The sequence below is a fragment of the Sporosarcina sp. G11-34 genome (assembly GCF_026931025.1).
The window spans coordinates 297,804-318,014 of the sequence record NZ_JAHNZW010000003.1 but is presented as its reverse complement, the minus strand read 5'-3'; the positions used below and the strand labels follow the sequence as shown (position 1 = coordinate 318,014).

Here is a 20,211-nt window from a genome sequence, read left to right as displayed (position 1 = left end):
TTAGTTAGCTCCTTTCACATGAAGTCGTAAAATTCTACCTAAAGTATCTTTCATATCGTTACGGTGAACGACGGCATCTAACTGGCCATGATTGAGAAGAAACTCTGCCGTTTGAAAATCGTCTGGGAGTTTTTCACGTACAGTTTGTTCAATAACCCGTCTACCCGCAAAGCCAATTAGTGCTTTCGGTTCAGCGATGTTAATATCCCCTACAGATGCAAAACTGGCAGATACGCCTCCCGTTGTTGGATACGTCATTACTGAAATGAACAGCAAACCTTTTTCAGAATGACGGTTAAGGGCAACACTCGTTTTTGCCATTTGCATAAGCGACAGTACGCCTTCTTGCATTCTTGCGCCGCCACTTGCTGTGAAAATGATAACCGGAATTTGTAACTCCGTTGCTTTTTCGACTGCACGTGTTATTTTCTCACCTACGACTGATCCCATTGATCCCATCCGGAAATGTGAGTCCATTATTGCAACCGCTATTTCAAGTCCTCCGATTTCCCCTATTCCCGTAAGAACAGCTTCATTCAAGCCCGTCTTTTTTGCATCTGCTTCAACTTTTTCAGTATAGGCTGGAAAATTAAGGGGGTTTTCTGTTTGCAGATGATTGTCGATTGATTTAAACGTACCTTCGTCAAAAAGATATTCTGCTCGTTCGACAGCAGTCAATCTAAAATGATAATCACATTTCCCACATACTTTTAACGATTGATTCAAATCTTTCGTTAATACAATTGTTTTACATTCCGGACATTTTGTCATAATTCCTTCTGGAACATCATTTTTGGAATTATTGGAAGGAATCGTTGTTGTATGCTTTTTTTTGTTTTTCTTGAAAATATCACGAATCATTTCGCGTTTCCCTACTTTCTTCTTCAACTATTTCAATCCACTCTAAATATGCTTCTAGTGCCAGTAACTCATTGCCAATCAGCACTCCGTGAAGTAGATTAGTTACTTTTTCTATTTCTATCTCTTTTGTCATTTCACTAAATTTTACTTTACTGTATTGTTTCAACAAAAACCAAATTTTAAGAGATAATCTGTTTTCCGTTGCCACAATCATCTCGCGGATAATGTCTTCGCGTAGTACCTCTCTGTCAATTACCAGTTTTGTAAGCAAACTTTCCCACACGGGTAGCGCACGAAGCCCGCTATTTTTACACACGGATCGGATTGCTGCAACTTCATGGATTCTACGGGTTTCGCGAACGTCCAATATAGAATCCGGTTGTTGCATGATGAATTCCGCTAGCACCTCTACAAGCTGATGCTTGCGAAAGTCTGTAAGAAATGTTCCTTCTCCTCGGCGCGTTTCGATGAGCCCAAGTAGTTCCAGACTACGAAGTGCTTCACGAATTGTAGACCTGCCCGCTTGTAATCTCTCTGCCAATTCGCGTTCAGAAGGCAACTTACCGCCAGTTTTAATGCCTTCTTTTGTGATAAGCACTCTTAACTCTCCGACAATATCAAGAAACATTTTCGATGATGGTTTTACATTTCCCATTCATAAACCCCTCTGATTTTCCCATTACTGAAAAGTGGTCTGACCACTCCTGTGTATAAGCATACAGAAATCGATACAGGACGTAAAGTGAAATCTACAGAAAAGAGCGGGCGCCGAGGTTGGGGCGCCAATTCCAATTGGAACTTTTATGCTTTCTCTATTTTTTGAACGAGTATTTGCAACTGCCCTTTCCTTCTCTCAATCGTCCCTTGTACGATAACTAACTTCATTTCATCGAGAAGGGAATCTGATACAGCATATTGCTTTGGAAACAGCGTACACGATACCGTACCTGTTTCATCTTGCACCGAAACAAATGCCATCGACTCGCCTTTTTTTGTTCGAATCCGCTTAATTTCCGTAATGAGTCCGGTGATTTTCACGACTTGTCGATCACGAATTCCGTTAAGTGACAACACATCATGAAATGTTTCACTCGATGTTTTTTTAATTTCCGCGGCTGGGTGTTCGGAAAGATAGAAACCAAGTACTTCTCTTTCGTAATCCAGCATTACCATACGCGGCATTAATTCCCCTGGTGAATACTTTGGTCTAGCAACTGAATGCATGGCAGTCGTAAGAAAGTCTTCTCCATCGCTAGGCTGAAGAAACAGTGCATGAGAAATAGCGGCTTCTATGGAAGCAAGCAAAACGGAACGCGTTTCGTTGAACTCGTCCAACGCACCGGCCTTAATAAGCTGGGTTATAATTTTATTTGTAAAAACGTCTCCCCCCAGTCCAGCCGCCAAATCAAACATTGTTTCCCAAACACCGCCTTCTTTTCTTACTTCTTTTAGTGCATTATAAAAGCCGGGTGTAACTCCCTTGATGGAACTAAGTCCGATTCGAATCGCATTTTTTTGGACAGTGTACATATATTTACTCTGGCTAACCGATGGTGCCAGTATTTGAATACCACGGGTTTCTGCCTCTCTTATTAATTCGACCGTCTTATCGTTATTTCCTGTCGTTGTAGAGAGAAGAGCCGCATAAAAATAAGCTGGCTCGTTTGCTTTCAAATAAGCAAGTCGATATGAAATGAGGGAATAAGCGACCGCGTGACTTTTTGGGAATCCATATTCCGCAAACTTTACGATTAAATCATAGACTTCAATAGCTGCGCTTTCCGGAAATCCTTTACTCACTGCACTTTCTGTAAAGTGAATTCTTTCTTCGTTAAGAATACTGCGATCTTTTTTACTTATCGCACGTCTTAACAGATCCGCTTCCCCCATAGAAAAGCCTGCGATTTCCACTGCGATTTTCATAATTTGTTCTTGATAAACAATAACGCCATACGTTTCTGCCAAAACAGATTCAAGCGACGGATGGATGTACGTAATTTGTTCTTGTCCGTGTTTTCTACGGCTATACAGCGGAATATTATCCATTGGACCTGGTCGATATAAGGCGTTGATTGCGTAAATGTCTTGAAATCGGCTTGGCTGTATTAGTCTAAGTGCGTTTCTCATACCAGCGGATTCAAATTGAAAAACCCCTGACGTATCACCTGATTTGAATAATTCATATGTCAATTCATCGTCAAGCGGGATTTTCTCAAAATCAATTCGAACGCCTTTATCAAAAGAAATCATCGAGCGAATTCGGTCCAACAACGTTAAGTTTCGAAGGCCAAGAAAATCCATTTTAAGTAAACCTTGTTCTTCTACGTCTCCCATTGGCCACTGTGTCAAATAAATACCGTCTCCACCCGTTTGAAGTGGTACGGTATTGACAAGTGGTTTCGGCGAAAGGATTACCCCAGCAGCATGTGTCGATGCATTACGAGGTAAACCTTCCAGCGCAAGCGCCGATTCAAACCATTTGCTTCGTAATGGATCCATAGCTACCCAATCGCGAAGACCTTTAGACTCTTTAAATGCTTCTCCGAGTGTAATGCCAAGCCGGTTCGGAATTTCATGTGTGATAAATCCCATCTCTTCGTTTGAAAATCCAAAAACCCGCGCAACATTACGCGCAACTGCTCGTGCAGAAAGCGTACCAAATGTAATAATTTGCGCGACGTGAGATTTGCCATACTTCTTCACCACATATTCAATCACTTCTTCGCGACGATTATCAGCAAAGTCAATATCGATGTCAGGCATCGTCACTCGACTCGGGTTTAGAAAGCGTTCAAAAACAAGTCCATACCGCAGCGGATCGACATCTGTTATGCCAAGTGTGAAGGCAACAAGCGATCCAGCCGAAGAACCCCTTCCCGGGCCCGTTAATATATTTTGCTCAGCCGCGTAGTGCATAAAGTCTTCAACAATAAGAAAGTAATCCGAGTAACCCATTTCTTCGATAACAGCCAACTCATAATGAAGCCGTTCTTCATAGGCATCCCCGGGTTTATCAAGCCGCCTTACTAATCCTTCTAGGCAATGTTTTTTTAATAACGATGCCGAATTTTCGCCGGCGGGAACCGGGAAAACAGGCATAAGTGACTCACTAGGTGGAATTTCTGCCGAACAAGAAAGAAGAAGAGTAGACATATTGTCAAGCCATTCTTTCTTATCCGTAAACCAAGTAGTTAACTCTACTTCTTCTGGGACATACGCATTTTCGTGTAAGTTGCTCAATCTGCCTACATCATTTAATTTATGACCTAAACGGATCGCTTCAGCAACTTCGTAAGAAAATGAATCTTCCGGGTGAATAAAACGCGATTCGTACACCGCGGCAATTTGTAAATTGGTTGCTATTGCAAGTGTTTCAATTACCTCTTCATCGCTATGTTTAACACCACTTACCCTAGCCACACCAAGAACGATTTCGGCACCGCCACAACTTTTCACTAAAAGTTCAATTGTTTCTTCATCCCGCAAACCTTCCCAAGAAGGATCAGTCATCGGAAAAGTCAATATACAACCCGTGCTATAAGCTGCTAACCAATGAAGAGGTAGGTTTTCCGATTCACTGACAGAAACCGCACTACTCATCTTTAATAGATTTTTGTACCCTTCATCGTTTTTTGCGTATACATACGAAAGAACAGTTCGGTTTTCACCAATATCGATTTTTACAGACAACCCGATTACCGGATGAATATCGTATTTTTTCATCGTCTTACAAAAAGAACGAACACCATAAAGTTTCGAATTCACGATGGCCGCAGCACTAGCCCCTCTACTTTTCAGAAGAGGGGCTAGATAGTTAAGTTTAATAATTCCACGCAAAAGATCTGCGCCGGTAATTATTTGCGGATAGACAAGTGTCAACGAATTCCCTCCGCCCGTATTATTTTATACATAACTCTTTCAGTTTTGTAATCAGTTCGTCCGCTTCTTCCCATGAATGGACTGACGCCCCTGATGCAAGTGGATGTCCCCCACCACCATACTGTGCCGCTAGTGCATTAATGACAGGTTTTTTCGAACGCAAACGAACGCGAATTTGATCACTTTCTTCAATTAAAATTGCCCAAGCACAAATTCCTTTTACTTCGCCAAGAGAGCCTACAAGTTGTGAAGTCTCAGATGGTGAAACTTGGAACTTCTCAAGCGTCTTCTGATCCAATTTAATAAAAGCCGCCCCGTTTTCATCGATTTCAAAGTTTTGATAAATATAGCCTTGTAAGTGAAGGATTTTCCGCTCAACTTCATACATCCCCGCAAATAATTCAGCACGGTCGAAATCGTATTTAATCAGCTCACTCGCTCTGTCAAATGTTTTATCAGTTGTACTCGGGAACATAAACCGTCCCGTATCTCCAACAATTCCAGCAAACAACAGGCGTGCTGCATTGTCCGGCATCTTCCAACCGAATGACTTTTCTCCTTCTTCAAAAAGAGATGTAATCATTTCAGAAGTCGAACTTGCACCAGTGTCAACCCATCTTACATCTCCATAAGGATCTGCATCAGGATGATGGTCAATTTTTAGAATCAATTCACTTTCGTTATAAAATTCGCCGTCAATTCGTTCCGTATTGCCCGTATCCGTTATGATAACAAGCGCATCTTTATAATGTGAACGATTGATAACATCTGGTTTTGCAAGATATGATAACGATTCCTCATGTTCGCCACCTGCAAGTACTTCTTTGTCCGGGTAGTTTTTTTGTATAATTTCTTTAAGTCCTATTTGCGAACCGTACGCATCTGGATCCGGTCGAACATGCCGAAGAATAATAATTTTATTGTATTTTTCAATTGTGTCGATGATTTGTCTTTTCATTTCTGTTTTCCCCCAAGCTTCAATATATTCCGGTCGCAATTCAACTCAAAAGCCGCTACAATGTAAGAAGTTCTGTAACTATTGGAGGGCTTCAATGTTAAATTTAATTTTCGTGTTTTTAATTATTGGTTCTGGCGTATTTTATTTTTATTTTAAATATCGTCAATTTCGCACAACTTATGTCCTACCTATACGGAAAAAGATGTATGCAAGTAGAGCAGGTACGTATCTTGGAAGTTTACTGATCTTTTTTGGACTAAACCAATTTATGTTAGACGATGGAATCGCTAGATACATTGTTGCGGCAATCTTTGTTCCTCTAGGTTTATACGTAACAATTTTTAATTTCCGTGCACATAAACATTATAAACAATTCGTCGCTGAAGAGGCGGAACTTAACAAAACTAATGCATAATGCATTAGTTTTTTCTTTTTACCTTAGCGTTCAAAAAGCTGATACATGATCATCGCTTTTGCAACGAGTTCGCCTTCACTCATAATATCAAAATCAACCTTCACAAGTCTTCGGCTCATATGTAAAATCCTCGGTTCAACACGCACAACGCTTCCTAGTTGGACATGTTTTATGAAATATAATGTCATATTTTCTGGAACACTTTCGCCACGCTTATGCATCTTAATGGCCTGATGCCCAGCTTCCGTCAACAGCGTAGTCATTACCCCATGAGATAAGGAACCTAGTTGATTGGTCAGTTGCGGAACAACCGTAAATTCAATTGACATCGGATCATCCACACTTATCACCATCTGGCTTTTTACAACGTCGTCATTCGTTTCCCCTTGTTGCGGCTGACGTTGCGCCATTTGAAACGCTTTTAAAACATCTTGCCTACTCAGTATACCTACAAGTGTTTCGTTCTCCGTGACAACAGGAACAAGATCGATGCCTTCCCATATCATGCTATGACCTGCAGATGCGACACTTGTTTTTTCAGTTACTGTAATCGGATTTCGCGTCATCACTTTTCGAATCGATTCGTCCAATGGCTTACCGATAACATCGCGGGATGTAACGATTCCTACAAGCTTTCCAGTCTTCTCAATAACAGGGTAACCGGAGTGTTGCGATTCTTTATTCACTTTATTAAAATCATCGATAGATGCACTAGCCGATAGAACGACCGCTTCTGACAGTGGCGTTAAGATATCCTCCGCAAGAAGAATCTTTTTCTCAATTAGCTGATCAAAAATCGCCCTATTTAACATTGTTGCCACAGTGAATGTGTCATAACTTGTCGAAATAATTGGAAGTTCTAGTTCATCCGCAAGTTTTTTCACTTCGTCTGTTGCGTCAAAACCTCCCGTAACTAAAACAGCTGCCCCTGCTAACAGCGCTGTTTTATGGGCCTGCAAACGGTTACCAACTATCAGAAGATTGCCCGGGTCAATATAGCGCATCATGTCATCCAATTGCATTGCACCAATGACAAACTTCGTTAATGTTTTATGTAACCCACCCCGTCCTCCAAGTACTTGCCCGTCAACAATATTAAGTACTTCCGCAAAAGTCAGTTGTTCTATGTTTTCTCTTTTTTTCTTTTCAATTCGAATTGTTCCAACACGCTCAATCGTATTTACAAGTTTTCTATTTTCCGCTTCTTTAATCGCGCGGTACGCTGTTCCCTCACTTACCGAAAGGGCGCGCGCAACTTGACGTACGGATATTTTTTCTCCAACAGATAGTTCTTTAATATAACGTAATATCTGTTCATGTTTAGTCGACATGTCTTCACCTTTTCCTTATCATTACCTAACTTCATTCTATCATAAATGAAGATGAAAAATGGTTCGGGTAGCTTCTAGCCTACCCGAACCAAATAATTATAATTCAAAACTGTTCCCAGCTTCCATTATTTTCACTTCATGCTCTTTTACGAGTGCTTTAAACGTTTCCGGATCTTGTTCAATCGGTGGAAATGTATTGAAATGGATAGGAATCGCAAGCTTCGGATTTAGTAATTCCACTGCACACGCCGCATCTTGCGGGCCCATCGTAAAATTATCACCGATTGGAACAAATGCAACGTCAATCGGATGACGTTTCCCGATCATCTCCATATCTCCAAATATCGCAGTATCTCCGGCGTGGTAAATTGTTTTACCTTCAGCTGTAAATAAAATCCCAGCAGGCATCCCCGTATAAATAATTTCATTGTCATCCGTTGTATACGAAGAACTGTGGAATGCTTGTGTGAATTTCACGGTACCAAATGGAAATTCGTTGGCACCGCCAAGATTCATACCATGCGTACGGACTCCCTGCCAACTTAAGTAAACAGCAAGTTCGTTTGGAGCGACGATAAGCGCATCACATGCCTTCGCAATTTCAACTGTATCTCCAACGTGATCGTTGTGCCCATGTGTTAATAAAATAACGTCCGGTTTTTCTTTTTCAACGACAAGGTCTGTTAACTTATTCCCTGTAATAAACGGATCGATTAAAATAGTATATTCACCTGTTTTTACTTTTACAATCGAATGCCCGTGATAAGAAATTTGCATGCTTAGTTCCCCCTTTATTTTCTTCCCAATAATACATTTTTCGCTACAATTCCAATAAACCCTCTTTTTCTGATATAGTTAATACATTAAAAAAGGAGGTCACACTATTGGGAAAGATTGAAAGTGTTCAACAGTTCTTACGCAACCAAGACGTAGATGCAGCGTTTGTTACTACACCTGATAATATATTTTATTTATCTGGATTTAGCAGCAACCCACACGAACGACTACTCGGTCTTATGATTTTTAAAGAAGCAGAGCCATTTATTATTTGTCCTTTGATGGAAGTACCTGATGTGAAAGCAACAGGTTGGCCATTCGAAGTTATTGGTCATGCAGACACCGAAGATGCATGGGATGTCGTATTGAAAGCGATTCGTAACCGTGGCTATATGCCGAAGTCATTCGCTATTGAAAAGTCCCACTTAACGGTTGAACGATTGGAACGAGTGGATCAGCTGTTCCCGGGCGCTACTTTTACTCGGCTCGATGAACAATTGAATCGAATGCGTGTCATTAAAGATGCAGAAGAACTTACAAACTTACGTATTGCCGCGGAACTTGCAGATTATGCGGTAGAAGTAGGCTGCAAAGAAATTGCAGAAGGTAAAACTGAACTTGAAATACTTATGGCGATTGAGTTTGAAATGAAGAAAAAAGGCGTTCAAAAAATGTCTTTCGATACAATGGTACTTTCTGGACCTAAAACAGCTTCACCACACGGCACACCCGGTGATCGAAAAATTCAAAAAGGGGATTTCATCCTGTTTGACCTAGGTGTTATTTATAATGGCTATTGTTCAGACATTACACGAACTGTCGCATTCGGGGAACCTACGGATGCACAGCGTGAAATCTACGAAACAGTCAGACAGGCAGAACAAGCCGCAGTCGATCTTGTTCGTCCTGGTGTAAAAGCACTCGAGCTTGATAAAGCTGCGCGCGATGTGATTTCTACCGCTGGTTACGGTGATTATTTCACACACCGACTCGGTCATGGTCTCGGAATTTCAGTACACGAATATCCTTCCATTACGGGTACAAACGACATGATTCTCACTGAAGGCATGGTTTTTACAATCGAGCCGGGTATTTATCATCCCGACATTACGGGCGTTCGTATTGAAGACGATGTCGTTGTAACCGCAGACGGAGTAGAAGTACTTACAAAGTTCCCAAAAGAGTTACGTATTATTGACCCTGCATAAAGAAAAGGCTGTCCCCTTATAAATAAGCGGACAGCCTTTTACCTATTATTGTTGCAATAATGATTCAGCTGGGACATACTTTGCATCTTGTGCGTCTGCGACGGCTTTGTATGTTATATGCCCATTAAATGTATTCAATCCTTTTTGAAGTGCAGGATTGTCAAGAAGTGCCTTATCGACACCTTTGTTTGCAATTTGCAATGCGTAAGGAACTGTATTGTTTGTAAGTCCCATTGTTGCGGTACGTGGAACAGCACCTGGCATATTTGCAACTGCATAGTGTACAACCCCATGTTTTTCATATGTCGGTTCGTCATGTGTAGTAATTCGGTCGGACGTTTCAAAGATTCCGCCTTGGTCAATTGCGATATCTACAAGAACAGAACCTGGTTTCATCGTTTTAACCATTTCTTCAGATACAAGTTTAGGCGCTCTAGCACCCGGTATTAAAACAGCACCGACAACTAAATCCGCATCTTTTACAGCATCGGCGATGTTAAACGGATTCGAAACCAGTGTTTGAACATCATTTCCAAATAACTCTTCCAATTGACGCAAACGATCTGTAGAAAGGTCAATGACTGTAACATGCGCTCCCATTCCAATTGCGACACGAACTGCATTCGTTCCTGCCATTCCACCGCCAATAACCGTGACATTACCACGTGATACACCTGGAATTCCCCCAAGAAGAGTTCCTTGCCCGCCATTCGTTTTTTGAAGAAATTGAGCACCAATAAGGATTGCCATACGTCCGGCAACTTCACTCATTGGAGCAAGAAGTGGAAGTGTATTATTTGAAAGTTGAACTGTTTCATAAGCAATTGCAGTTACTTTCTTTTCAAGTAGGACATTTGTAAGTTTAACTTCCGTAGCAAGATGAAAATACGTGAATATAATTTGTCCTTCACGGAAAAAATCATATTCGGAAGACTGGGGTTCTTTCACTTTCATTACCATATCTGCGTTCCATGCTTCTTCAGCAGTTTCAACAATTATGGCACCCGCAACAGTATACTCTTCATCTGTAATGCTTGAGCCAAGACCCGCACCTTGTTGAATGAACACTTCATGCCCCGATTCTTTTAACGTAAAAACACCGGCTGGCGTCATTGCTACACGATTTTCATTGTTTAATACTTCTTTCGGAACACCAATACGCATAATTTGTAGCCCCCTATATAATTAACAAACCTTTGAATTTGCAAGGAAATAAGCTTAGCAAATTCACTCTCCCTTATTTTATCAGTTTTAACTGAATTATGCTTGTCTTTCAAAAACTTAATACTCTTTGTGATTTCTGTCACATTTCATCTCTATTTGCCGAATCTTTTAATTTCATTCAATAAATTAAAAGGACTTTCTATCTACTTTGTTGAATTTAATAGTTGTAGTAGTAAAAAATGAGATGGAGGTTTTTTGATATGACATTACAATACGAGCAAATTCTAGTTGCAATCGATGGATCAAAGGAATCCGAATGGGCTTTCAAAAAGTCTGTAGGTATTGCTACACGAAATAATGCGACTTTGAATCTAGTTAATATTATTGACACTCGCTCTTACGCCGCGGTCGAGGCTTATGATCGATCCATTGCGGAACGAGCACAAAAGTTTGCGGAAGAACTTCTTGGTGAATACAAACTGAAAGCGGAAGCAAAAGGTGTTACCAAAGTAAATATTATTGTCGATTATGGTTCACCGAAAACAATGATTTCACGTGATCTAGCTAAAAGAGTAACTGCTGACTTAATTATTTGTGGTGCTACAGGTTTGAATGCCGTTGAACGTTTTTTAATCGGTAGTGTTTCCGAAAATATCGTTCGCTCTGCAAAATGTGATGTTCTCGTTATTCGCACACCCCAAGATGAAGACTAATTTTACAACTAAAAAGAAGACAATTCGTTCAATATCGAACGAATTGTCTCCTTTTTCCTATTCTATCATTACGCTATGGATATCTAGCACACGCGCTTTTTCCCCTACTTATAGCCCCGCTACACGAACCGTATCGCGAGCAATCATAATTTCTTCATTCGTTGGAATCACTAAAATCTTTACGGGTGAATATGGAAAGCTAATGTCCACTTCTGCGCCGCGAATATTGTTCAAATTCGGATCGAAATATACACCCATAAACTCAAGCCCAGCTAGTACCTTTTCTCGAATTACATCCGAGTTTTCACCAATTCCCGCAGTGAAAATAATAGCGTCGACTCCACCCATTCTTGCGGCGTATGATCCTATATATTTATGAATTCGGTCCGCAAATACATCCAACGCAAGCTGTGCACGCTCATTCCCTTTAGACGCTTCAATCTCAATATCACGCAAGTCACTAGAAAACCCAGAAATCGCAAGCATACCCGATTGTTTATTAAGCACATCGAGCACTTCTTCAACTGACTTTCCTGTTTGCTCCATTATGTACGGAATAAGTGCTGGATCAATATTTCCCGAACGTGTCCCCATTGTTACTCCGGCTAGTGGCGTGAATCCCATCGATGTATCAAGCGATTTTCCACCTTTAACGGCCGCAATACTCGCTCCATTCCCTAGATGACATGAAATAAGTCGAGTCTTGTCCAGTGGACGATTCAATAGTTCAGCGGCTCTTTCCGTTACATACTTATGGCTTGTCCCGTGAAAACCATATTTCCGAATACCGTACTTCTCATAATACTCATAAGGAAGCGGATATAAAAATGAACTTTCCGGCATTGTCTGGTGAAAAGCCGTATCAAAAATTGCAACTGCGGGTATAGAGGACAATTTCTTTCTAAATTCTTTAATTCCTATTATATTCGCTGGATTATGAAGCGGCGCTAATTCTGAAAGACTTTCGAGCGTGATTAAAACATCGTCGTCAATGAGCACAGAATCGCTAAAAATCTCACCTCCGTGAACAACACGATGCCCGATACCGTCAATTTCATCGAATGATTTCACGACACCTTCACTTAGCAATGCATCAAGTACGATTGCAACCGCTTCTGAATGATTGTGTATAGTAGCAATCCGTTCTATTTTTCCCCGTTCGGTTTTCATCTTAAATACCGAATCGGAAAGCCCGATTCTCTCTATTTGTCCTATCGCAGTTACATGCTCCCCAGACATATTGAGTAGCTGAAACTTCAATGAGGAACTTCCAGCGTTAATCGCCAAAATATTTGACATTAAAAGCACCTCTTTTCAACTAAAATCAATTTATAATTATTCTTTCACCCACATATCAATCTTTTGAAAAAATAAGGCCATTGCTTGCTTGTTTTTCATATCCGGTACTTTTGCTAGTAGTACTTCTGGTGTCGCTTTCATCTCCCCATATGGTTTTTGGAGGATAAGAATGCTTTTTACATGCGATGCGTTTTTAAATAAAGAATCGGGCAGTTGGATGACCGCACGAATAAACGTCTCTTTTTTTAAATATGGTTGTAAATTTGCCGATTGTTCGGAGTCAAATAAGTTGGCGGGAACGATAAATATAGCGTGACCACCAGGCTTTGTGTGATTCATGGATTGCTCGATGAATAGATGATGAGCATACGCGTGCCCTTCTACAGGCATTAGCCTATAGTCCGATGCGTTGTCATCGTCAGGGTAAAATCCTACAGGTAAATCACTTATCGTTAAGTCCACTGGATCGATTAGTAGTGGTCTAAGTGCATCTTGCACGTAAAAGGACACTGGATGCTCCAGCAACTCCGCAGTGACCGCGGAAAGTCTTACTAGTAGCTCATCTATTTCGACTGCGCTTGCTTTAACGTCTTTTCCAATCGTGTTCATTACTGTGTAAAGTAAGTTACCAGTTCCAGCCGCCGGATCAAGAAGCGTGACGCCCGGTTCACCTTCAACAAGCTTCCCCGCAATATGGCCAATGAGCATACCAATCGAATCGGGTGTCATTTGATGGTGTGATTGCGCAGATTGTTGCATTCCTTTTAAAATAGCGAGCTGTATCCCACGGCGAATTTCCTCTTTCGTTACACCTTCTTCAATTTTTGGACTTTGCTCTCCAGAAAGCCATTGTTCACAAGCAGTAATTACTGCTTCAAGATAAAGTGTTTCAGCAGATTCCGCATACGTATCAATAAATGTAAAGATCTTCTCAGTATTTGTTTGCATTTTCATCCCTCAGTCAACAAAACCCACCCGTTTCCGAGTGGGTTTCAATTATATTATTTAGTCAATTCTTTTACTGCTTGGATTGCCTGATCGTAATCAGGATGATCTGTTACTTCCGGAACATATTCGACGTATGTAACGTTGTCGTCCTTATCAATGACAAACACCGCACGAGTAAGAAGACGAAGTTCTTGTATTACTGCGCCGTACGCTTCACCGAATGACAAATCACGATGATCCGATAATGTTTGAACATTTTCAATTCCTTCAGCCGCACACCATCTGCCTTGTGCGAATGGTAGATCTACTGAAACCGTAAGTATTTGAACATCGTCCCCTAGTGCTGCTGCTTCTTCATTGAACTTCCGAGTTTGTGTAGAGCAAACACCCGTATCAATTGAAGGTACAACACTAATTAGACGTACTTTACCTTTTGAATCCACGAGAGTCACTTCGCTTAAATCATTTGCAAGCACGGTAAAATTAGGGGCTTTGTCCCCCACTGTAATTTCTTTACCTAACAATGTAACAGGATCGTTGTGAAATGTAACTTTAGCCATTAAAAAACGCCTCCCCTTCTCTTTTAATCTTACTAAATTAGTGTACTCTCATGCAAATTATCGGCTTTTTTCGTGTGAATTATATGAAATTCTTTTTCGTACGTATCTTCATGGACTACATATGTGTCCGCGAATAAGTCGTGAAGCGCTTCTTTCTTAGGCATGAAAATAGTGAGTAAATATGGAATTACAAGCGTTTTCGATATAAATCTGCCAAAGACTTCTCTGAAAATAATCGTTCCCCACGTAAGACTTTTCCCAGCTTTAGGCACAACTTTAATGCCCAAAATCATCTTTCCAATTGTTTGCTGAAAAAACTTTGTCATCAAAGCAAAGTAAACAAGAAGCACGATTAAGGTCGTAATTTTATAGGAATTAAACAATAAAAATATGGGGCTCGACACCGAAAGATCAACGGCTCTAAATAACGGTTTAATAAGAATTCCGCTAATCGCATATACAACGATAAGATCGATGGAATAAGCCCAAAAACGTGTCCAAAAACCTGCAAACTTGGGACGAAAATGCTCTGTTTGAACGGTATCATACGCCGGTGTACGACCCATTACAGGAGGATCTTGCACATGAGTAGACTGCTCTTCAATATGTTCCGACATGGTTAACCCCTCCTTATTTTTCACCGTATAGATACATCATCCGCGGTGAGCTGTAATCAGACAATAGCTTACCAATGAGTTCTGATTCAACGTTTCCACCCAAAAGATTTCCCGCCTTGACACGATATAGCGATAACCAACTATCTTTTGCCGCATACTCGAATACTTGAGCAGTACCAAGATCATAATCTTCTTTCATTGCCGAAATAACATCTGCAGGTTTTCCATAATCATCTGCAAGACCCGCTTCAATTGCTTGGCGTCCGTTCATTATGCGTCCATCAGCAACATTTTTTACTTCTTCTTTAGTCATACCGCGACCTTCCGCTATAATTTCCACGAAGCGCTCATACGAATCATTAATCATTTCCTGAAGCATTTCACGTTCTACATCTGTCATTTCACGTGAGCCACTCATAATATCTTTATATGGTCCTGTTTTAATTGTATTAAAATCAATTCCATACTTTTCTGCCAGTTTCGCGTAGTTCATACTTTCCATTATGACACCAATTGAACCTGTAATCGTTTCTCTGTTAACGAAGATTTTTTCTGCTGGTGCTGAAACATAATAGCCACCCGAAGCCGCCATTCCCCCCATTGAAACATAGACGGGAATCTCTTTTTCAAGTTGAATCATTCGGATGGCGTCGTAAATATCTGCCGACTCGACAACACCTCCACCAGGAGTATTCACTTTGAGCACAACGCCTTTCACCGTTTCATCTTCCAATATAAGTTCCAATTGGTTCATGAAAAATTGATGATCATACCCCGCAGACTGAAATATAGAAGTAGCTCCACCAAGATCTTGAATAACTCCGTCTAGCGTGACGACCGCTATTTTCTCTTTTGTACTTCCATCTTCAATAATCGTCTCTCCATATTCCGAAGTCGTAGCCAGTACATCTTCAAATAAACTATTGAAGTCCCTTGTAAATATGTACGATAACGAATTCACACCTACCGAAACAAAAATAAGTGCTGCCGCCACGATGACCGCAATCCACCGTTTCATTGTCATTTTAACTTCCTCCTTTTAATCCCTACCTTATTCTATACGTTTGTACTCCCGAAATGTTTCATTGCATGTTAAAATATACTTAACTCATTGGAAAGGGGTGCACAATTTGACAGAACGGATGAATATTTATATTTATAGTAAACATGATGAAGATTCGCTCGATAAAAAGGCTAAAGTCGAAGATGCGCTTATTCATGAAGGGTTCACAATGACAAATAATAGTAAAGAGGCAAATATTATTATTAGTATCGGTGGCGATGGTTCTTTTTTACAAGCTGTCCGAAAAACTGGTTTTCGTCAAAATTGTCTTTATGCCGGAATTTCATTAACAGGCAAGCACGGATTATATTGTGATTTCAATTATAATAATCTTTACGAAATGACCCAGTCTATCCGTCGGTCCGAAATTGAAGTGCGCCGTTATCCGCTTATCGAAGTAACAATTGATGATCATCGTCCATTCTATTGTTTGAATGAATTCAGTATTCGTTCAAATATTATTAGAACCTTTATCTTGGACGTCATTATTGATGACTTGTTATTCGAAACGTTCCTAGGTGATGGACTTATCATTTCCACGCCAACAGGAAGCACTGCATATAACAAATCTGTTAAAGGCGCTGTCGTCGATCCACTGCTTTCCTGTTTTCAAGTAACTGAACTTGCTTCAGTAAATAATAATAAGTACAGAACATTGGGCTCTTCTTTCATTATGGGCGGCGAACGTAAACTTCGTCTTCGTGTTCACCAAGACGGTAATGATTTTCCATTAATGGCGGCAGACAACGAAGCTCTCGGTATTCGAAAAGTAGAAAACATTGACATCGTTCTTAGTAAAAAAACAATCAAAACCGTTAAGCTTAAAAATAATTCATTTTGGGAAAAAGTACAACGAATTTATTTATGATCATAAAGGCCTCTTCACTCTTCACGTGAAGAGACCTTTTTACAATTTAGATTTAAGCTTCCTGCGTTCCTTTACTTTTTATAGCTTCTATAACTTTTGACACTGTAAATAATAAAAGTGCAGACCAGATAAATGCGAATGACAACAAATCGATTTTACCGAACGTCTCATCATAAATAACCACTCCAATAAAAAGCATCATCGTTGGTGCAATATATTGAAGAAATCCTGCCATATAGAGTGGAATTTTTTGAACAGCTTTTGCATACATCACAAGCGGTAGTGCAGTTGCTGCTCCTGTTAATATAAGTAATATATCCGTTTTTAAATCAATATGTAAAAAGGCCGCGTGTCCATCTTTGAACAGCCAAATATAATAAATAACAGCAACTGGTACAATAAATAAAGTTTCAATTGTTAATCCGCGTAGCGGGTCGAGCTTAATTTGCTTCTTAATAAGTCCATACACTGCGAAAGTGATCGCAAGTGTAAATGCCAACCATGGAAATTCACCATAGGAAACCGTTAAAATTATGACGCCAATCGTTGCAAGTACAAATGCGATTTGTTGCGCTTTTGCTAGTTTCTCCTTCAGAAAAAAAACGCCGAGTAATACCGAAATTAGAGGGTTTATGTAATAACCCAAACTTGTTTGAACAATAAAGTTATGATTCACAGCCCATATATAAATAAACCAGTTGCTTGACACAAGAACCGACGCAAAAAACAAAGACCAAAAATCACGTTGTGAACTCCAAAGTATTTTTATATCGTTTTTAAAATGATGCCCATTTTTTATTAATAGAACTACGATTAACGTTAGTACAAACGCCCATACAATACGCCCCACTAATATTTCCGCACTTGCGACATGTTCAAGACTTTTCCAATACATAGGCATAAGTCCCCAAATAAGATAGGCACCAATCGCCCAAAAGATGCCACTTTTTTCTGTCTGCATTACAAATCCCCTAACTATTTAGCTTATCAAAATATAGATTAAAAAAGTAGACCACTATTGTAAGAAGAAACATCCTCTTCATACAATAGCGGTCGTTGCATTTAACTTATTATTGTTCTTTTTTTCGAAGTTCAACTCGCATTATTTTTCCTGATGCTGTTTTTGGTAACTCTTCAATAAATTCAATTTCACGCGGATATTTATAAGGTGCAGTTAATTTTTTCACATGGTCTTGCAATTCTTTAATAAGTCCTTCTTCGTTTTTGCTCTCCGAATTTCTAAGAACTACGAATGCTTTTACGATGCTTCCACGCACTTTATCAGGGCTTCCCACAACCGCACATTCCCTTACTGCGGGATGTTTAACCAATGCATCTTCTACTTCAAACGGTCCGATTGTGTATCCAGAACTGATAATAATATCATCTCCGCGACCTTCAAACCAAAAATACCCGTCTTCATCTTTTTTCGCACGGTCACCTGTTATATAGTATTCCCCACGGAATTGCATTGCCGTCCGCTCTGGATCCTCTAGGTATTCCTTAAATAAGGCAGGTGTGGAGATGTGTACCGCAATATCTCCCATCTCTCCTGTTGGGCTTGGATTTCCAAAATCATCAATAACTTCTACTCGATTTCCCGGGGTCGGTTTCCCCATTGAACCAGGTCTAGCTTCCATACCTAACATCGTTCCGACTAGGAGCGTATTTTCAGTTTGTCCGTAGCCATCCCTAACTGGCAATGAAAACAATTTATCGAAAACTTCAATTACTTCGCGGTTAAGTGGTTCTCCGGCGGATACGGCACTGCGGATTGAAGATAAGTCATACTCTCCTAGCCGCTCATCGGCTGCCATGAAGCGATATTCTGTTGGTGTACAACAAAGAACGTCCACTTGATAGTTTTTGATCAGATTTAAATACGTTCCCACATCAAACTTACCGTCATATACTAAACCTGTTGCTCCGCTTCCTAATACAGAAAGAAACGGTGTCCATATCCATTTTTGCCATCCCGGTGCGGCTGTTGCCCAGACAACATCCCCTTGTTCTATGCCAAGCCAATTTGCACTAGTCGTTCGTAAATGTGCATAAGCCCAAGCATGTGTATGGACGACTCCTTTTGGCGCTCCGGTTGTCCCCGATGTATATGAAAGGAATGCCATATCAGAACTCTTCGTTTCCGATGATGAAAACTCGGTCGATTCACTTTCCATTAACTCCGTTAACGATAGCTGTCCTTCTTTAGCGTCTCCAACGATAAACAGTTGGATATTATCCATCGTTTTAACTTCTTCAAATTGGCTTGAATAAGCCCCATAAGCTACAATCGCTTTGGCTCCACTATGCTTCAATCGATAATCGATGTCAGTTGGCCTAAGCATTTCAGAACTTGGAATAACAACAAGCCCCGCTTTAAGTGCTCCTATGTATGTTACATATGCCTCGATAAGACGTGGCACCATTACTAAAATGACGTCCCCTTTTTCGAGTCCATTAGCACGAAATACATTTGCCGCCTTGTTTGATAAGTTCATTAGATCATCATATGTAATTTCTTTTTCCTCACCTTTTGCATTTACATAAATGAGTGCTTTTGTTCCGGAACCCGTTGCATATTGTTCAAACTCACTTACAAGGTTATAGTTTTCAGGTGCTATTAGCTGTTCGCGTTTCATAAGTATTCCCCCTTCTCTTTATTATTCTATTATACAGAATTTAATCAATAACTCAAAATTTTTTATTTTTTCATAAAGTAAATATATAAATCCAATGAAAAAAACTGTTTCGGAGTGAACCCCGAAACAGTTTTTCATCCATTTGTTATTGATTATTTTGGTATCCTTTCATTTGTTGCTGGGCCTGTTGCACTAATCGCTTTGTAATTTCTCCGCCGACGGATCCGTTGGCACGCGATGAAGCATCTGGTCCCATTTGCACTCCAAATTCAGAAGCAATTTCATTTTTCATTTGATCGAGTGCCTGTCTTACGCCAGGAACAACGAGCTTATTTGAGTTTGGCATGAATAACACCTCCTTGTATAGATAGAATGCACCGTTTCAGAAAAATCATGCAAAATTTTATTAATAAGTTTTGACAACTTTAAAATTTAATATTCCTTTTCGGAAAGTTTCATAAGAAAAGCCGTTCCGAAATATTATCGGAACAGCTTTTCTTATTCATTTATTATTGATTGTTTTGGTTTCCATTCATTTGTTGCTGGGCTTGTCGCACTAAGCGCTTTGTAATTTCTCCGCCGACGGATCCGTTGGCACGCGCTGTTGCATCTGGTCCCATTTGCACTCCAAATTCAGAAGCAATTTCATTTTTCATTTGATCAAGAGCTTGTTGTACACCGGGCACTAGAAGTTGATTTGAGTTTCGACTATTATTGCTTGGCATGAATAACACCTCCTTGTACAGATAGATTGCTCTATTTTGAAAAAATCATGCGAAAGTTTTGATGGTTAAGTTTTACCTCTTTTTCCAGTACGTATACTTCTTTTCCAAATGAAACAAAAAAGAGCTGAAGTCTAGACAAGAAGAAAAGCTGTTCCGAATAAATCATCGGAACAGCTTTTCAGTCGA

20 protein-coding genes are annotated in these 20,211 nt (G+C 40.1%); 4 read left to right on the top strand and 16 right to left on the bottom strand.

Features of this window, described 5'->3' with window-relative positions; all coding sequences use genetic code 11:
• The 4 genes from accD to KSU66_RS05735 form a co-directional block, all read right to left on the bottom strand.
• Positions 1–861 (bottom strand): acetyl-CoA carboxylase, carboxyltransferase subunit beta, encoded by an 861-nt coding sequence (gene accD, locus KSU66_RS05750; RefSeq protein ID WP_269050569.1) that lies wholly within the window; start codon positions 859–861, stop codon positions 1–3.
• Positions 851–1,516, bottom strand: coding sequence for a FadR/GntR family transcriptional regulator (locus KSU66_RS05745; RefSeq protein ID WP_269050461.1), 666 nt, complete (start codon positions 1,514–1,516; stop codon positions 851–853). The genes accD and KSU66_RS05745 overlap by 11 nt, the downstream gene beginning before the upstream one ends.
• 146 nt (positions 1,517–1,662) lie before the next feature.
• A complete protein-coding gene (locus KSU66_RS05740; protein ID WP_269050460.1) occupies positions 1,663–4,740 on the bottom strand; it encodes a DNA polymerase III subunit alpha in 3,078 nt (1,025 codons plus the stop codon).
• Between the two features lie 19 nt (positions 4,741–4,759).
• Positions 4,760–5,698 (bottom strand): DHH family phosphoesterase, encoded by a 939-nt coding sequence (locus KSU66_RS05735; RefSeq protein WP_269050459.1) that lies wholly within the window; start codon positions 5,696–5,698, stop codon positions 4,760–4,762.
• Positions 5,699–5,792: 94 nt separating this feature from the next.
• Here KSU66_RS05735 and KSU66_RS05730 point away from each other — a divergent pair, with 94 nt between their 5' ends.
• Positions 5,793–6,113 (top strand): YtpI family protein, encoded by a 321-nt coding sequence (locus KSU66_RS05730; protein WP_269050458.1) that lies wholly within the window; start codon positions 5,793–5,795, stop codon positions 6,111–6,113.
• A gap of 23 nt (positions 6,114–6,136) precedes the next feature.
• Here KSU66_RS05730 and KSU66_RS05725 read toward each other — a convergent pair whose 3' ends face one another.
• Positions 6,137–7,444, bottom strand: coding sequence for a DRTGG domain-containing protein (locus KSU66_RS05725; RefSeq protein WP_269050457.1), 1,308 nt, complete (start codon positions 7,442–7,444; stop codon positions 6,137–6,139).
• Between the two features lie 96 nt (positions 7,445–7,540).
• Entirely contained in the window at positions 7,541–8,221 is a 681-nt protein-coding gene (locus tag KSU66_RS05720) for a metal-dependent hydrolase (protein ID WP_269050456.1), read from the bottom strand.
• A 107-nt stretch (positions 8,222–8,328) separates the two neighbouring features.
• Here KSU66_RS05720 and KSU66_RS05715 point away from each other — a divergent pair, with 107 nt between their 5' ends.
• A complete protein-coding gene (locus KSU66_RS05715; protein ID WP_269050455.1) occupies positions 8,329–9,429 on the top strand; it encodes a M24 family metallopeptidase in 1,101 nt (366 codons plus the stop codon).
• Positions 9,430–9,474: 45 nt separating this feature from the next.
• Here the strand turns inward: KSU66_RS05715 and ald are convergent, their stop codons facing one another.
• On the bottom strand, positions 9,475–10,593 hold the full coding sequence (gene ald / locus KSU66_RS05710; RefSeq protein ID WP_269050454.1) for an alanine dehydrogenase: 1,119 nt from the start codon (positions 10,591–10,593) through the stop codon (positions 9,475–9,477).
• A 260-nt stretch (positions 10,594–10,853) separates the two neighbouring features.
• Between ald and KSU66_RS05705 the strand changes: the two genes are divergently transcribed.
• Positions 10,854–11,306, top strand: coding sequence for a universal stress protein (locus tag KSU66_RS05705; RefSeq protein ID WP_269050453.1), 453 nt, complete (start codon positions 10,854–10,856; stop codon positions 11,304–11,306).
• A 108-nt stretch (positions 11,307–11,414) separates the two neighbouring features.
• Here KSU66_RS05705 and KSU66_RS05700 read toward each other — a convergent pair whose 3' ends face one another.
• Genes KSU66_RS05700 through sppA form a run of 5 tightly spaced genes read right to left on the bottom strand, consistent with a single transcriptional unit; the run spans position 11,415 to position 15,754 of the window.
• Positions 11,415–12,605 carry an acetate kinase gene (locus tag KSU66_RS05700; RefSeq protein ID WP_269050452.1) on the bottom strand — a complete coding sequence of 397 codons (1,191 nt, stop codon included), beginning with the start codon at positions 12,603–12,605 and terminating at the stop codon, positions 11,415–11,417.
• Positions 12,606–12,641: 36 nt separating this feature from the next.
• Positions 12,642–13,553 (bottom strand): class I SAM-dependent methyltransferase, encoded by a 912-nt coding sequence (locus KSU66_RS05695; protein WP_269050451.1) that lies wholly within the window; start codon positions 13,551–13,553, stop codon positions 12,642–12,644.
• A gap of 53 nt (positions 13,554–13,606) precedes the next feature.
• A complete protein-coding gene (gene tpx, locus KSU66_RS05690) occupies positions 13,607–14,113 on the bottom strand; it encodes a thiol peroxidase (protein WP_269050450.1) in 507 nt (168 codons plus the stop codon).
• Between the two features lie 32 nt (positions 14,114–14,145).
• Positions 14,146–14,730: an RDD family protein gene (locus KSU66_RS05685; protein WP_269050449.1), complete on the bottom strand. Its 585-nt coding sequence runs from the start codon at positions 14,728–14,730 to the stop codon at positions 14,146–14,148.
• Between the two features lie 13 nt (positions 14,731–14,743).
• Positions 14,744–15,754, bottom strand: a complete 1,011-nt coding sequence (gene sppA, locus KSU66_RS05680) for a signal peptide peptidase SppA (protein ID WP_269050448.1) — start codon at positions 15,752–15,754, stop codon at positions 14,744–14,746.
• 106 nt (positions 15,755–15,860) lie between these two features.
• Here sppA and KSU66_RS05675 point away from each other — a divergent pair, with 106 nt between their 5' ends.
• Positions 15,861–16,661, top strand: a complete 801-nt coding sequence (locus KSU66_RS05675; protein WP_269050447.1) for an NAD kinase — start codon at positions 15,861–15,863, stop codon at positions 16,659–16,661.
• 52 nt (positions 16,662–16,713) lie between these two features.
• Here KSU66_RS05675 and rarD read toward each other — a convergent pair whose 3' ends face one another.
• The 4 genes from rarD to KSU66_RS05655 all read right to left on the bottom strand — a co-directional run bounded on the left by rarD (position 16,714) and on the right by KSU66_RS05655 (position 20,025).
• Complete coding sequence (rarD, locus tag KSU66_RS05670; protein ID WP_269050446.1) at positions 16,714–17,622, bottom strand: EamA family transporter RarD; 909 nt, start codon at positions 17,620–17,622, stop codon at positions 16,714–16,716.
• 109 nt (positions 17,623–17,731) lie between these two features.
• Positions 17,732–19,300 (bottom strand): acyl-CoA synthetase MbcS, encoded by a 1,569-nt coding sequence (gene mbcS / locus KSU66_RS05665; RefSeq protein WP_269050445.1) that lies wholly within the window; start codon positions 19,298–19,300, stop codon positions 17,732–17,734.
• 145 nt (positions 19,301–19,445) lie between these two features.
• Positions 19,446–19,646, bottom strand: a complete 201-nt coding sequence (locus KSU66_RS05660) for an alpha/beta-type small acid-soluble spore protein (protein ID WP_269050444.1) — start codon at positions 19,644–19,646, stop codon at positions 19,446–19,448.
• 163 nt (positions 19,647–19,809) lie between these two features.
• Positions 19,810–20,025 carry an alpha/beta-type small acid-soluble spore protein gene (locus tag KSU66_RS05655; RefSeq protein ID WP_269050443.1) on the bottom strand — a complete coding sequence of 72 codons (216 nt, stop codon included), beginning with the start codon at positions 20,023–20,025 and terminating at the stop codon, positions 19,810–19,812.
• Positions 20,026–20,211: the final 186 nt, after the last annotated feature.